The 13,944-nt window shown below is 61.9% G+C and carries 14 protein-coding genes; 6 read left to right on the top strand and 8 right to left on the bottom strand.

Annotated features, from left to right (window positions below; genetic code table 11):
• The first annotated feature begins 19 nt into the window (after window positions 1-19).
• On the top strand, window positions 20-1,468 hold the full coding sequence (locus HJY11_RS00070) for a M20 family metallopeptidase (protein ID WP_208074067.1): 1,449 nt from the start codon (window positions 20-22) through the stop codon (window positions 1,466-1,468).
• An 83-nt stretch (window positions 1,469-1,551) separates the two neighbouring features.
• Here the strand turns inward: HJY11_RS00070 and HJY11_RS00065 are convergent, their stop codons facing one another.
• The 4 genes from HJY11_RS00065 to HJY11_RS00050 form a co-directional block, all read right to left on the bottom strand.
• On the bottom strand, window positions 1,552-2,217 hold the full coding sequence (locus HJY11_RS00065) for an ATP-binding cassette domain-containing protein (protein WP_208074066.1): 666 nt from the start codon (window positions 2,215-2,217) through the stop codon (window positions 1,552-1,554).
• On the bottom strand, window positions 2,218-2,940 hold the full coding sequence (locus tag HJY11_RS00060; RefSeq protein ID WP_208074065.1) for an ABC transporter permease: 723 nt from the start codon (window positions 2,938-2,940) through the stop codon (window positions 2,218-2,220). It lies immediately after the preceding gene.
• Window positions 2,941-2,986: 46 nt separating this feature from the next.
• Window positions 2,987-4,000 (bottom strand): ABC transporter substrate-binding protein, encoded by a 1,014-nt coding sequence (locus HJY11_RS00055; protein ID WP_208074064.1) that lies wholly within the window; start codon window positions 3,998-4,000, stop codon window positions 2,987-2,989.
• A 108-nt stretch (window positions 4,001-4,108) separates the two neighbouring features.
• Entirely contained in the window at window positions 4,109-4,747 is a 639-nt protein-coding gene (locus HJY11_RS00050) for a Crp/Fnr family transcriptional regulator (RefSeq protein WP_208074063.1), read from the bottom strand.
• Window positions 4,748-4,938: 191 nt separating this feature from the next.
• On the opposite strand from HJY11_RS00050, the gene HJY11_RS00045 reads away from it, so the two are divergent.
• The 5 genes from HJY11_RS00045 (at window position 4,939) to HJY11_RS00025 (ending at window position 10,243) form a co-directional block, all read left to right on the top strand.
• Entirely contained in the window at window positions 4,939-6,090 is a 1,152-nt protein-coding gene (locus tag HJY11_RS00045; RefSeq protein ID WP_208074062.1) for a CapA family protein, read from the top strand.
• 17 nt (window positions 6,091-6,107) lie between these two features.
• Window positions 6,108-6,731: a trimeric intracellular cation channel family protein gene (locus tag HJY11_RS00040; RefSeq protein ID WP_208074061.1), complete on the top strand. Its 624-nt coding sequence runs from the start codon at window positions 6,108-6,110 to the stop codon at window positions 6,729-6,731.
• 6 nt (window positions 6,732-6,737) lie between these two features.
• Window positions 6,738-7,643 carry a DMT family transporter gene (locus tag HJY11_RS00035; protein WP_208074060.1) on the top strand — a complete coding sequence of 302 codons (906 nt, stop codon included), beginning with the start codon at window positions 6,738-6,740 and terminating at the stop codon, window positions 7,641-7,643.
• A gap of 397 nt (window positions 7,644-8,040) precedes the next feature.
• Entirely contained in the window at window positions 8,041-9,378 is a 1,338-nt protein-coding gene (gene mgtE, locus HJY11_RS00030) for a magnesium transporter (RefSeq protein ID WP_208074437.1), read from the top strand.
• Window positions 9,379-9,535: 157 nt separating this feature from the next.
• Window positions 9,536-10,243, top strand: a complete 708-nt coding sequence (locus HJY11_RS00025) for a putative ABC transporter permease (RefSeq protein ID WP_208074059.1) — start codon at window positions 9,536-9,538, stop codon at window positions 10,241-10,243.
• Window positions 10,244-10,318: 75 nt separating this feature from the next.
• Here HJY11_RS00025 and HJY11_RS00020 read toward each other — a convergent pair whose 3' ends face one another.
• The 4 genes from HJY11_RS00020 to HJY11_RS00005 form a co-directional block, all read right to left on the bottom strand.
• Window positions 10,319-10,642 carry a hypothetical protein gene (locus tag HJY11_RS00020; RefSeq protein ID WP_208074058.1) on the bottom strand — a complete coding sequence of 108 codons (324 nt, stop codon included), beginning with the start codon at window positions 10,640-10,642 and terminating at the stop codon, window positions 10,319-10,321.
• Window positions 10,643-10,860: 218 nt separating this feature from the next.
• Entirely contained in the window at window positions 10,861-11,526 is a 666-nt protein-coding gene (locus HJY11_RS00015; RefSeq protein WP_208074057.1) for a DUF6320 domain-containing protein, read from the bottom strand.
• The gene (locus HJY11_RS00010) at window positions 11,523-12,800 is read right to left on the bottom strand and encodes a hypothetical protein (protein ID WP_208074056.1); all 1,278 of its coding nucleotides are present in this window, start codon (window positions 12,798-12,800) and stop codon (window positions 11,523-11,525) included. The genes HJY11_RS00015 and HJY11_RS00010 overlap by 4 nt, the downstream gene beginning before the upstream one ends.
• Complete coding sequence (locus tag HJY11_RS00005) at window positions 12,800-13,735, bottom strand: alpha/beta hydrolase (protein WP_208074055.1); 936 nt, start codon at window positions 13,733-13,735, stop codon at window positions 12,800-12,802. The genes HJY11_RS00010 and HJY11_RS00005 overlap by 1 nt, the downstream gene beginning before the upstream one ends.
• Window positions 13,736-13,944 lie beyond the last annotated feature (209 nt).

Below are 13,944 nucleotides of genomic sequence, written 5' to 3'. Positions count from 1 at the left end.
GAGAAGGAGGAACGCCACCATGGACAAATCTGCACTCTGTTCCCATATCGACGGGATGGCCCAGCGGCTGGCCGCCTGGAGCGACGCCGTCTGGGACTGCCCCGAAACCGCCTTTCAGGAGCGCCGATCCGCCGAGGTCCTCTGCCGGGCGCTGGAGGAGGAGGGATTCGCTGTCGAGCGGGGGATCGCCGGCATCGAGACCGCCTTTCTCGGCCGCTGGGGAGAGGGGAAGCCGGTCATCGGCTTCCTGGGGGAGTTTGACGCCCTCTCCGGCCTCAGCCAGCAGCCCAACACCTTTGCAAAGGCCCCCCTGTGCGAGGGCGCGCCCGGGCACGGCTGCGGGCACAACCTGCTGGGGGTCGGCTCCCTGGCCGCCGCCTCAGCCGTCAAGGCCTACCTGGCCGAAAACCACCTCCCTGGCACCGTCGTCTACTATGGCTGCCCGGGGGAGGAGGGCGGCTCCGGCAAGGCCTTCATGGCCAGAGACGGGGTCTTTGACGAGTTGGACTGCGCCCTGACCTGGCACCCCGGCGACACCAATGCCGCCAACAGCACCAGTTCCCTGGCAAACGACCAGATCTGCTACCGCTACTACGGGGTCAGCGCCCATGCCGCCGCCTGCCCCCACCTGGGCCGCAGCGCCCTGGACGCGGTGGAACTGATGAACATCGGGGTGCAGTTTCTGCGCGAGCACATCGTCCCCGAAGCCCGCATCCACTACGCCATCACCAACACCGGCGGCTACTCCCCCAATGTGGTGCAGCCCTACTCCGAGGTGCTCTACCTCATCCGCGCCCCCAAGACCGGGCAGGTGCAGGAGATTTACGAGCGGGTGAACGACATCGCCAAGGGGGCGGCCCTGATGACCAGCACCCGGTTGGAGATCCAGTTCATCAAGGCCTGTTCCAACCTGGTCCCCAACACCCTGCTCACCGAAAAGCTGGACGACAACCTGCGGGCAATCCCCCTCCCCTCCTACACCGAGGAGGAGCGCGCCTACGCCGCCGCCGTGCAGCAGAGCTTTGAGAGCAAGTCCGACACCCTGATGGCTATGGCCCAGGCGGCGGGGGCCAGGGGGATCGCCTTTGCCAAGGAGCACGGCGGCCGCCCCCTCAACGACTTCGTGGTCCCCAACTTCCACATCGAAGGGACCATGCCCGGCTCCACCGACGTGGGGGATGTGAGCTGGGTCTGCCCCACCGCCCAAATCTCAGCGGTCACCATGGCCGCGGGCACACCGGGCCACTCCTGGCAGCTGGTCGCCCAGGGCAAGAGTTCGATTGCCCACAAGGGGATGCTCTACGCCGGCAAGGTGTTGGCCGCAACGGCGGTCGACCTCCTGCAACACCCCGAGTGGATCGAGGCGGCCAAGAACGAGCTGCAAGACCGCCTGGACGGCGGTCACTACATCTCCCCCATCCCCGCCGGGGTCAAGCCCTCTGTCATCGACCCCAGCGCCAAGCATTAAAACTGCACTGCCAAAAAGAGCCCGGGCCGAATGATGAACGACCTGGGCTCTTTTTTCAATTGAATTTAACAGGGCCGCAAAACTCACTCGGCCAGCATCAGCCGGCGCAGCTCCTCGGCCGAACGGCCCCGGCTCTGGGGGTCGATGCGCAGGGTCCGGCGCAGCTGCAGCGGGCTTCCCCCCACCAGGATGGCGGTGTCGCAGAGGGCGGCCGCCTCGCCGGGGTCGTGGGTGACCAGCAGGGTCAGCCGGCCGCCGCTGAGGGCTTGCAGGGTCTTTTCGCACTGGCGCTTACAGGCCATGTCCACCCCTTTAAAGGGTTCGTCCAGCAGGAGGATGTCGCTCTCGGAGAGGAGGGCCCGCGCCAGGGCGACCCGCCGGGCCATCCCCCCGCTGAGGGAGCCGGGCAGGCTGTCCAGTTCCCCCGGCATGCAGAGGCGGTTAAGAAGGGCCTCCACCTCCTCCCGGCCCACCGGGCGGCGGGCGGCCAGGGCGATGTTTTGATAGACGGTGTACCAGGGCAGCAACCGGTTTTCCTGAAAGACGGCGCTGATGCGCTCGGAAAAGAGGGCGACCTCCCCCTCATCGGGCTGCAAAAACCCCTGTATCAAGTTGAGAAGGGTGGTCTTGCCGCAGCCCGAGGGGCCGATGACGCCGTAGATGCCCTTGTTTTGCAGCTCCAGCGAGAAGTCCCGCAGGACCTCCTTCTCCCCCAGGCGCAGGGAGACCTTTTGAAAGGATACCAACATCTACCTGCCCTCCCTCTTCTGCCAGTGCGCGCCCAACCGCCCCACCGCCCAGGAAAACAGCCGCTCCATCCCCACGCTCAAGAGGATGACCACCGCCGTCCAGGCGAAGAGCTTGGGGGTCTCCAGGTAGATTTTGGCGTCGTAGAGCTGTCGGCCGATGGTGCCGCTCACCATCCCCAGCACCTCTGCCGCCACCCCCGCCTTCCAGGCCATCCCCAGGCCGGTCTTGCAGGCGGCCAGAAAGTAGGGCATAGCGGAGGGCAGGTAGATGTGCCGCCAGAGGCCCACCCGGCCAAAGCCAAAGGTCCGCCCCATCTCCAGCAGCTTGCCGTCGGTCTCCACCAGGCCCTGGTAGACGTTGCCCGCCACCAGGGGAAGGACCATCAGAAAGGAGATGAAGAGGGAGAGGTGGCTGCTCTTGAGCCACACCAGGGCCAGGATGATGAAGGAGGCCACCGGCGTGGCCTTGACGATCCCCAGAGGGACGGCGAAAAAAGCCCGCAGAAAGGTGGATTTGAGCGAGAGACAGGCCACCAGGCAGCCGGCGGCCACCGCCGAGAAAAAGCCCCCCAAAATGCTCGCCAGCGAGCGCAGCACCGTCCGGTAAAAGGCGGGGTCCCCCGCCAGGGAGAGCAGTTCCCGCACCGTCTCCCCGGGGGAGGCCACCAGCAGCGGCTTGCCCACGGCGCGGGCGGCCAAAAACCAGAGCAAGGCCCACGCCAATACGGCGCCGGCCTTGCTCGCGATGGCCCTTCTCTTTTGCCGCGGGCTAGTTGCCCGCTTTCTCGTAGTAGAGCGCATCATCGGGAAGTTTTCCCCCTATGGATTTGGCGTCGGCCTTCAAGAGGATGTCGAAGAACCCCTTGACCGACTCCTTCATGGCGGCGCCGTCCAGATAGACGATGTTGCAGTTGGGGATGGCCTTCTGGGCGACGTCGGCTTTCATGATGTCGTACTTTTCCGTCAGCGCGGCGGTCTCCGCCAGGTTGGTGGCGGTGTACTCGGTCGAGGCCTTGTACTCCTCCAAAAACTTCTCGACTGCCGCGGGGTTTTGCTCCAAAAATGCGGTGCGGACGATGATACCGCCCATGGGCAGCTCCTTGTCGCCGGTGGTCTTCTTCCACTGCTCGGTGATGTCCAGGGCCACCCGCACGTCGGCGTTTTTAGAGGTGACGGTGGTGACAAAGGGCTCGGGCAGCAGGGCGATGTCCGCCTCGCCGGAGGCGATGAGGGCGGCCAGCTCGGAATGGTCGGCCTTGTACTCGACCTTCACGTCCTCGCCGACGGTCATCCCCGCCTGCTCCAGCAGGTAGTTGAGGACGTACTCGGTGGTGGACCCCTGGCCGGAGGCGTAGATGGTCTTGCCCTTCAAATCGGCCACGGAATGGATGCTGTCGCCCTTTTCCAGCAGGTAGAGGACCCCCAGGGTGTTGACCGCCAACAGCTTGACCCCGCCGTTTGTCTTCTGGTAGAGGGTGGCCGCCAGGTTGGTGGGGACGGCGGCGATGTCCACCTCGCCCGAGGAGATTTTGCCGACGATCTCGGTGGGGGCGCTGGCCAGGCTGAAGGTGTATTTGTTTGCCGCCTCCCCGGCGTCGCTGCGCTCCATCAGCCGCACCATGCCAATGCCGGTGGGCCCTTTCAGCCCGGCCACGTTGATGTCGACCGACTGGTAGTTTTCAGTTGATTCGCCGTTGCCGGCCCCTCCCTTTTCCTTGCCGCAGCCGGCGAACGCGCTCAGGGTGAGCAGGGACGCCAGCGCGAGTGCCAACAGTTTTTTCATACTCGCACCTCTTCACACAAATATTTTCTTTGCCCGGGGGCAAATGCTCTATTTCGCCGGCCGTCCCGCAGGGCGGGGGCCGGTAAAAACCATCGTTGATCGCGGCGCTCACAACACCTCTTCGGCGTGGAGGACGGTCACCGTCTTCCCATCCTTGCGGATGAGGCCGCGGGCCTGCAGCGCCTCAAAGGCGCGATAGAGGGAGGCCCGCCCCACCCCCAGCAGCCTTCCCAGCTCGCTGGAATTGACCTTTTGCGGGCACCCGGCAGGGGCCTGTTGCTTAAAATAGGCGTAGACCTTCCCCTCCACGCTCTGGCAGGAGTAGAGGGCGACTTTCTGGTTGAGAAAGACGATGCGGTCGGCGAGAAAGGCCAGGTAGTTTTGCAGCGTCTGGGGGCAGCGGGAGAAGAGGGCGGTCAGGTCCGCCCGGCTGAAGGTGTAGAGCAGGCTCTCCCTCTGGGCGCGCACGGTGGAGACGTACTCCTCCGCCCCGCTCCAGAGCCCCGCCACCCCAAAGCAGCGGCCGGGCTCCAACACCGTCAGCAGGACGTGGTCGTTGCGGGCCTCCAACCGGCCCTGCAGCACCACCCCCAGCATGGGGGTGAACCGCTGGGGCGAAAGGATGACCTCCCCCCGCTCACACTGTCTGATGGAACCACAGCCCGAGAGGGCGGCCATCGCCTCCCCCTCTGGCACGCCGGCAAAGAGAAAGCAACCCGGCAAAACCGCCCGGACCCTCTCCTCCATTGCGCTCCCCCCTGCCCTCTGCAAATTGTCTCATTTGAAACAGTTTTGATTGTACGCTTCTGGATGAAAAAAGTCAAGCTGCAACTGGCGGGCATTGTTGAATTTTGGTGTAAAAAGACCTATACTGGGGAGGAAATACCGGAGGGCGGCCGCGGGGGCCAAAGCCGCCCTCCCCTTTTTGGAGGAGCACTATGAAACACGGCAGAATGTGGGCGGCGGCCTTGGCCTGCGCCCTTTTGTTCACCGGCTGCACCGGGGGCGACACCAGCGCCAGCGCCCCCTCCACCCCGATGGAGGAGGCCTTTGCCGGCCGGGACATGACCCTCTCGGTGCGGCTGATGGCGGTGGGGGACAACCTGATTCACGACGTCATCTACCAGCAGGCGGCCGCCCGGGGCAGCGGCGGCTACCACGACTTCGGGCCGGTCTACCGGCAGATTGCCCCCATCGTGGCCAGGGCGGACATCGCCGTCATCAACCAGGAGGTGCCGGTGGCCAGCGACCTCTACCCCCTCTCTAGCTACCCGGCCTTCAACTCCCCCAAAGAGTTGGCCGGCCAGGTGGAGGATCTGGGCTTCAACGTGGTCAGCTACGCCAACAACCACATGTACGACAAGGGCAGCGCCGGGCTGGCCGAGTCGAAAAGGGTCTTTGACGCCCTGCCCTCGGTGACGGTGGCGGGCATCTACCAGCGGGGGGCATACGACGACATCCCCATCCGGGAGGAAAACGGCATCCGCTTCGCCTTTTTGAGCTATATGGAGATGACCAACGTGGGCTCCAGCGGCGACACCTGCGGCATCTACCTCAAGGACGAGGAGACCATCCGCCGCCAGATGGAGTTGGCCCGCCAGCAGGCCGACTTCATCGTGGTCAACGTCCACTGGGGGGCCGAGGGGTCAGACACCCCCAACACCTACCAGAAAGAGGAGGCCCAGAAATTGGCCGACTGGGGGGCCGACCTGATCTTGGGCCACCACCCCCACGTGCTGCAACCCATCGCCGAGCTGACGGCCGCCGACGGGCGCCAGGTGCCGGTGATCTACTCCCTGGGCAACTTCGTCTCGGCGCAAAAGGGCAACTACAACATGGCCGGCGGCTTTTTGGACTGCACGGTGGTCCTGGACATGAAGACCGGCGAGACCCGGGTGGAGGGGCTCTCCTTCATCCCCACGGTGACCCAGTTCGGCAGCCGCTTTTCCAACCTGCACATCGTCCCCTTCGCCGATTGGAGCGAGAGCCAAGCCGCTGCCCACGGGTTGGCCGGGAACGGCTTTGGCTACCAATTTGTCAAGCGACAGTTGGAAAACACCTACGGCAATTACTTGAAAACAGGCGCTTGAGCGCTGGGGAGGCTGCCATGGGAATCATCGACTACCTGGACTATATCGGCATCGTGGCCTTTGCCGTCTCCGGCGCCGTCACCGCCATCAAAAAGCGGATGGACTACTTCGGCATTCTGGTGTTGGCCATGGTCACGGCCATCGGCGGCGGGGTCATCCGGGACATCATCATCAAAGACGGGCTGCCCACCTTCTTTCTGCGCTACGAGTACACCCTGCTCATCTGCGCCACCACCGCCCTGGTCATCCTCACCAAAGGGCAACTGAAATGGGCCTTTGCCCTGGACATCTTCGACGCCTTGGGGCTGGCCACCTTCACCGTTGAGGCCGGACTGACCGCCCTGAACATGGAGCTCAACTTCATCACCTTCAGCTTTGTCTCCCTCATCACCGCCGTGGGGGGCGGGGTGATCCGCGACGTCTTTTCCCGGGAAATCCCCCGCATCCTCCGCCAGGACGTCTACGCGGTGGCCTCCATCGCCGGCAGCACCTTCTTTTGGTTTTTGCGGCAGTGGATCTCTCTGGATGTGGCCGCCTACATCAGCATCGGCTTTATCTTTTTGCTGCGGTTGCTCTCCATCCGCTTTCAGATGCGCATCCCCACCGTGCAGCGGGCGCGCAGAACGACGGCATCGAGGTGATTTTCCATGATCGGTTGGCTGCGGCGGACAGAGGCCACCGGCGAACTGGTTCTGCTGGCCGTTCTCTGGGGGTACGGCTATGTGGCCGGTGCCCAGGCGCTGGAGGGCGGCCTCACCCCCTTTCTGGTGGTGTTCGCCCGCTTCCTCATCGCCTCGGTGGCCATGGCGCTGCTGGCCTGGCGGCAGCTGCTGCAGATCACCGCCCTCCAGCTGCGGCTGGGGTTGGTCTCAGGGCTGCTCCTCTTTGTGGGCTTTGTGCTGCAGACTTTTGGCATGGCCTACACCACCCCTTCCAACAACGCCTTCCTCACCAGCACCAACGTGGCATTTGTCCCCTTTTTTGTCTGGATCGCGGAGAGGCGTCCCCCCCAAAAGCAGGCGCTGCTGGGGGCGGCCGCCTGCATGGTGGGGGTCTGGGTCCTCACCGGGGGCGGCGTCCTTCACCTGGGACCGGGGGACCTCTTTTCCCTGGCGGGAGCGGTGGTTTTTGCCGTGCAGATCGCCTACATCGGCCACATCTCCACCCACATTGAAGTAAAGGTGTTCAACTTTATACAGATGCTCACCGTCACCCTGGTGTCAGGGTTCTCCTTTCTCCTCTTCGAGGCGGGCTCCCTCCCCCCGGTCCAGCCCAAACCGGCCCTAGTGGGGGTCCTCTACCTGGGGGTGTTTAGCACCTGTGTCTGCTACCTGTTGCAGCTGCGCGCCCAGCAGCGGGCAAGCGCCTCCAAAGCGGCCCTCATCATGTCCACCGAGGCGCTTTTCGGCACTGTCTTCTCGGTGCTGCGGGGGTACGACCAGTTTAGCTGGAACCTGGTGGGGGGCGGGCTGATCATCCTCCTCTCGGTGTTGGTGGTGGAACTGGATTTTGGGCTCCTCTTCCGGCGAAAAGGCCGGGTAAAAAAGGGGTAAGGCCGCCCGCTTTTCCTTGACTTTTCAGCCGATCCGTTTTACAATGGAAACGCAAATGAAACAAACTGGGAGGTGAAAACAAGATGGACGCTGGCGGTAGTCGAAGTTGCACAGTTAAGCGATGTGGCGCGCGTTTTTCTGCCCTCAAGTGGTATCTGTTTTCACCCCTGCAAAACAGATAGCCTTTCTTTTGCTGTGGAAAATTGCCCTCACTTAAAAGTGCATACCGAAACGAAAGCCATGGACATACTCAATCCAGTGGCTTTTTTTGCTGCCCCGGCGGCAAAAAGCCGGACCGGCGCAGCGCCGCAAATCGCTTTGGGCGCTGCACCGTCTCCCCCGTTTTTCCCACTCGATCGAAAAGGAGGGTATGCAAGTGAAAGATTTTTACAAGACCTTGGAAGACCTGGGCCGCATGGTAGAGGAGAGACAGTTCTCCCAGGCCCGCACCCTGTTGCTGGACGAAAACCCGGTGGACATCGCCGAACTGTTTGAGGAGATGCCCGAGAACACCTTGGTGCTCCTCTTCCGGCTGATGCCCAAAGAGACTGCCTCAGAGGTGTTTTCCCATCTGGATTCCGATGTGCAGCAGCGCATTGTCGAGGGCGTCACCGACAAAGAGCTCGCCACCATCCTGGACGAGTTGTTTTTTGATGACACCGTCGACTTTATTGAGGAGATGCCCGCCAACCTCGTCAAGCGGGTCCTCAAAAACACCGATCCCACCACCCGCCGCCTCATCAACCAGGTCCTCAAATACCCCGAGGACTCGGCCGGCAGCCTGATGACCCTGGAATTTATGGAGTTGAAAAAGGACGAGACGGTGGCCCAGGCCATTGTGGACATCCGCCGCAACAGCCTGGAGAAAGAGACCATCGAAACCTGCTTTGTCACCAGTTCTACCCGGGTGCTCGAGGGAACCGTCACCCTGCAAAATATCCTCACCTCCCGCGACGACACCTCCATCCAGGAAATTGTGGACAAGGACATCTTCTCGGTGAGCACCACCGAGGATCAATCGGTGGTGGCCGACCTCTTCAAAAAGTACGAGCTGCTCTCCATGCCGGTGGTGGACTCTGAAAACCGCCTGGTGGGGATCATCACCATCGACGACGTGCTGGACGTCATCGAGGAGGAGAACTCTGAAGACATCTACATCATGGGTGCTGTCACCCCGTCGGAGGACAGCTATCTCAAATCCAGCGTCTTTGAGCTGGCCAAACACCGCATCCTCTGGCTGCTGGTGCTGATGATCTCCGCCTCCATCACCGGCTTTATCATCCGCCGCTTTGACGAGGTCCTCTCCTCCATGGTCCTGCTGGCCGCCTACATCCCCATGCTGATGGACACCGGCGGCAACGCCGGCTCCCAGTCGGCCACCATGATCATCCGCGGTCTCGCCCTGGGGGAGATCAAGACCCGAGACGCCTTCAGGATCATCCGCAAGGAGTTCGCCATCAGTCTGCTGGTGGGCTCGGTGCTGGCAGTGGTCAACCTGGGCAAGCTGCTTTTCTTGGACCGGGTCTCTCTCATGGTGGCCGTCACCATCTGTATCAGTCTCTTCTGCACGGTGATCGTCGCCAAGATCTGCGGCGGCCTGCTGCCCATCCTGGCCGAAAAGTGCAAAGTTGACCCCGCCATCATGGCAAGCCCCCTCATCACCACCATTGTGGACGCCGTCTCCCTGACCATCTACTTTGTGCTGGCCACCGCCATCCTCCATATCGGCGGATAAATTTTCCGAATCAAATCCAAAATCACCTTTTAAAAGACCGTCTCCTTCAAGAGATGGTCTTTTTTCTGTCAAACTTCTTACATTTTCTCCGAAGATTGGACTTTCACGACTCTTTTCGCTATACTTTTCATTGTAGTAAAGAGAGAAGGTGGAGAGATTGCAGAGCATTTCTGCGGCGGCAAAGTCCGCCAGCCAAGCCGAGCGCCGTTCGGGCAGATCCCCCATCAACGACCGCCCCGGCGTCTATACCCTGTTTTGGATTTTTGTCGTGGCCAGCATCCTCGGCTACATTTTGGAAATGCTGTTTTGGTATTTTCACAACGGCTATTTTGAAAGCCGCAAGGGGCTCGTCTACGGCCCCTTTTCCCAGGTGTACGGCTTTGGGGCGGTTCTCCTCACCCTGCTGCTCTACCGGCTGCGGGACAAAAACCCCCTGGTCATCTTTGGCGTCAGCGCCTTTGCCGGCGCGGCCTTTGAATACCTGTGCAGCCTGCTGCAAGAGCTGGCCCTGGGTACCGTCTCCTGGCAGTACAGCCACGCCAAATACAACATCGGGGGGCGCACCACCCTGAAGTACGCCTTCTTCTGGGGGGTGCTGGGGCTGGTCTTCATCCGCTTTTGCTATCCCCTCCTCTGCGGCGCCATCGAGCGATTTCCCCGAAAATACGGCAACTGGGCCGCCGGGGCGCTGGCCGTCTTTCTCTGTTTTGACATCCTCCTCTCGGTGGCGGCTGTCAAGCGCGGGACAGACCGCTCCGAGGGGCTTCCCCCCCAGACCAGTTTCGGCCAATTTTTGGACCGCCGCTTTGACGACGCGAGGATGCAGGAAATTTACCCCAATATGAAGGTCGTGCAGAACAGGTAGCGGCAAGCCAGCCCCCTCCCCCGCCACCGGGCAACCAAGTAAAAAAACTCCCCCCGATGATCGGGGGGAGTTTTTTTACTTGCTCTTCTCTTCAAATTCGTGGATGACCCGGTAAAAGGTGTTGGCGCTCATATTGCAGAGCTTTTGCGCGTGCTGCGCCGTAATCTCTTTGTCCTTGTAGCGCCGGTAGATGTTGGGGAAATCTCTCGGGAGCGGCAATCTGGGTCTGCCGAGGGTGGTTCCCTTCTGGCGGGCACGCTTGATGCCCTCTGCCTGAAGCGCAAGACGGCGCTGCTTTTCTCTTTTGGCCGCTTCTTCCAACAGGGCCATGATCTTGTCGGTCTTTTCTTCATTCTCCACAATTTCCAAAATTGCCTGACGGTCAATTTCTGGGAACATGGGAGATCCCCCCCTTCAATCGGTTTTTCTGTATTTTGTGCAGCTTTCATTGCAGGTATTGGAGAACACCTTGCTTTCTTTTATCATAGCATTTGACTCTAAAAAAGTACAGTATTATTCTGGAAAAATACTGTCTTTACAAGTGCAGTTCTTTTCGTTTTATGTGTTTTTTTTGCCGCCGCCCTCTTTTGGCTGTTCGGAAGGGGCCGCAGGGCGAACTACAGGTGCATCCGCCGCCGCCACTCCCGCTTCATGTTCTCCCCCTGGAAAATCAGAACCGCCGCCAGGGAGACCAGGCTGCACCCCACACAGATGAGGGACGGGTAGAGCACCTGCACCCACCCAAGCAGGATGGAGATCACCGGCAGGATGCCGAAGAGAACGCTGATGAGCAGGTAGAAGAGAAAGTCCCCCACCACCAGCCGAAAGACCTTGGCAGTGACGGCGAGGGCCGCCATGGCCGCCACGCAGATGCTGGGGACCACATAGTCCACCGACCAGCCGTGCCAGCCGGTAAAGAGGTCCCACAGCAGGCAGAAGAGGATGACCACCGCCACCTGCCAGAGGATGTTTTTGGGGATGTTGTTGCGCTTTCTCACGGCGATGAAGAGGAGCACCCAGAGACAGGCGATCCCCCCCAGCACAAAGAGAGACCAGGCTCCCCCCTGCGGCAGCAGAAGGTTGACCACCACCGAGACAATGCCCAGTACCGCCGAGGCAAAGATCAGCAGTTTAAAGAAAAACTGAAACCGGTTGTAGACGGTGGGGATGACCGGGAACACCTCGTCATAGGGCTCCCCCTCGTCCCGGAGAACGCTCTGACAGAGGGGGCAGCGGGAGCGCTGCCCGGTGACGGTGAGTTTGCACTGTTCGCAGTATTTCACGGGCGCACCTCCTCTTCTGGGCGGTTGGTGGTGATTTCGACGGGGATCCCCATCCCCGTGAGGGAGCGGAAAAAGTCCTTCTGCACATCGGTGTTGCGAAAGGCAGAGGAGAAGCTGAGGGTCAAATTCTCCCCAAAGGAGCAGAGGCACAGCTGCAGGATATTGGTGCTCACAAAGACGTCGAAAAGGCGGATATACCGCTCGCACCCCGCAGGCATGCGCACCTTGCCGATGTTGGAGACCGAGATGGTGTGGTCGCGCTCGGCGATGGCGCCGGCAATGCGCAGGATGATGTTTTTGAGTCCCAGCGGGACCACCCGCACCAGGGCGTTGTGTTCGATGGCCGAGTAGCCGTTCATCCGCTTGGCCAGATTTTCGCGGGTGAGCAACTCCTCAAACTGGCGCCGAACTGAGTCCATCACACTCTCCAGATCCCCCGGGTCCCGGCCGAAGTGGTAGCCCACGTTGACGGTGCAAAAGAAGTTGCGCGCAGTCTCCGAGGGGAAGTAGTTGCGCAGATTGACCGGCACCGCCACCATCACCGGGTGGCGCTTTCGCCGCAGCACGGCGTTTTTGTCCACCGCGCAGAGAAAGAGTGCGGTGAGGAGGACGGTCATGGTCACCCCCCGCTCCCGGGCGGCGGCCAGCACCGACTTGACCGGCGTCACCCCCTCGATGATCTGCATCCGCCCTTCGGGGAGGCGGGCCCCCCGTAGCTTGTAGACCGGCTCGCTGCGCACCTTGTTCTGAGAGGCGCTGGTGTAGTATTTCTGAAAGCTGTCCTCCGCCAGCTCGGAAAAAGAGGCCCCGTGCAGCGGGGTGGGCGGGGCGGAAAACCCCTCGGGATGGCGCAGATAGAGGTAGCAGCAGACCAGGGCGCTCAAAAATTGCAGGGCGCCGGTCCCGTCGGTGAGGGCGTGATAGACCTCCAAATTGATCCGCCGGCCGTAGTAGCTCACCTCAAAGAGGAGGCCGGGGTTGTTGGCGTCGTAGATGTTGCTGCAGGGCAGTTCGCTCTCAAACTGCACCAGAGGGCGCTGGCTGCTCTCCTTGAGATAATGCCAGAAAAAGCCCTGTCGCAGGGTGGAGCGAAAGATGGGGAAATTCTCAATGGTCTCGTCCAGCGCCTGCTGCAAGAGCACCGGGTCCACCCCTTCGCGCAATTCACAGGCAAAGCGAAAGACCTTGGTGTCCCGCTTGTTGCTGATGGAGGGAAATATTTTGGCCGCGTTGTCCAGCGGCTCCCACGCGGCGTCGCGCTGTTTTGCCGTCATCAGGCCGGACCTTCTTTCAAAAAGCGATTGATGAGCCGGTGGCACTCGGCCACCTGCTCAAAGCTGGCGGGGAGGGAGAAGAATCCGTGCAGCCCGTCGGTGGCGCGGTGTGCCTCCACCCGCACCCCCGCCCTGGCCAGGCGGCGGCCGTACTCCTCTCCCTCGTCGCGCAGAGGGTCGTACTGGGCGGTGATGAGCAGGGTCTCGGGCTGGCCGCTCAGATCCTCTGCCAGCAGGGGGGCAAAGTAGGGGTTTTGCAGGTCCTCTTCGCCGCCCTGGTAGAGCTCCATGTACTCCTGCACCCGCTTGGAGGTGAGCAGGTAGTCGCTGCCGTTCTCCCGAATGGAGGGGAAGGGGGAGCTCTCGCTGTGGTCGTTATAGGTGGCCGGGTAGATGAGGATCTGTCGGGTGGGCATAAACTCCCCCCTGTCTCTGGCCATCAGGGAGACGGCTGCCGCCAGGTTTCCCCCGGCGCTGTCGCCGATGAGGGCGATGTCCTCCGCCCGCTCGGCGAAGACCCACTCGGGGTGCAAAAACACCTCCCTGGCCGCCGCGTAGCAATCTTCCAGCGCGGCGGGGAACCGGTGCTCCGGGGCCAGCCGGTAGTCCACCGACATCACCAGGCGGTGGGTCTTGCGCGCCAGATCGGTGCAGACCCGGTCGTAGCTGTCGATGTTGCCGGTGACCCAGCCGCCGCCGTGGAAGAAGAGGAGGGCCCCCTCGCTTCCCGGCAACTCGGGGGTGTAGATCCGGGCGGGAATCTGGTGGTCCCCCACCCGGATCAGGTGGTCAAAACTGGTGTAGAGCGGTGGTTTGATCAGGTGCAGATTGGTCGCATCCACCAGCCGCCGCTGCAGCTTGTAGTGCTTTTTGATGCTGATGTCTGGGTAGGACAGGGCCTTGAGGGCCGCCCGCACCACGGGGTTGATGGCCATGTAAATTCCCCCCTCTTTCTCTCGCGATCGCCCCTTCCACAAGATTCCTGCAAAAGGGCGGCTTTGCCGGACCCGCGGCCCGGCGGAGGGCCGGTGGCAAGCAGAGACTTCACATCTTGCCCGGCCAGTTCCAGTGCAATGGCTATGCGGCATTGGCCATGGGGCAGGGAGCAAGCGCAGCTTGCGCATCTGCCTGGCCATCCCCAGGT

Source organism: Bittarella massiliensis (ex Durand et al. 2017), assembly GCF_017566145.1.
GTDB lineage: Bacteria > Bacillota > Clostridia > Oscillospirales > Ruminococcaceae > Bittarella > Bittarella massiliensis_A.
The sequence above is the reverse complement of the archived record's forward strand: the minus strand, read 5'-3'. Positions and strand labels throughout refer to the sequence as shown.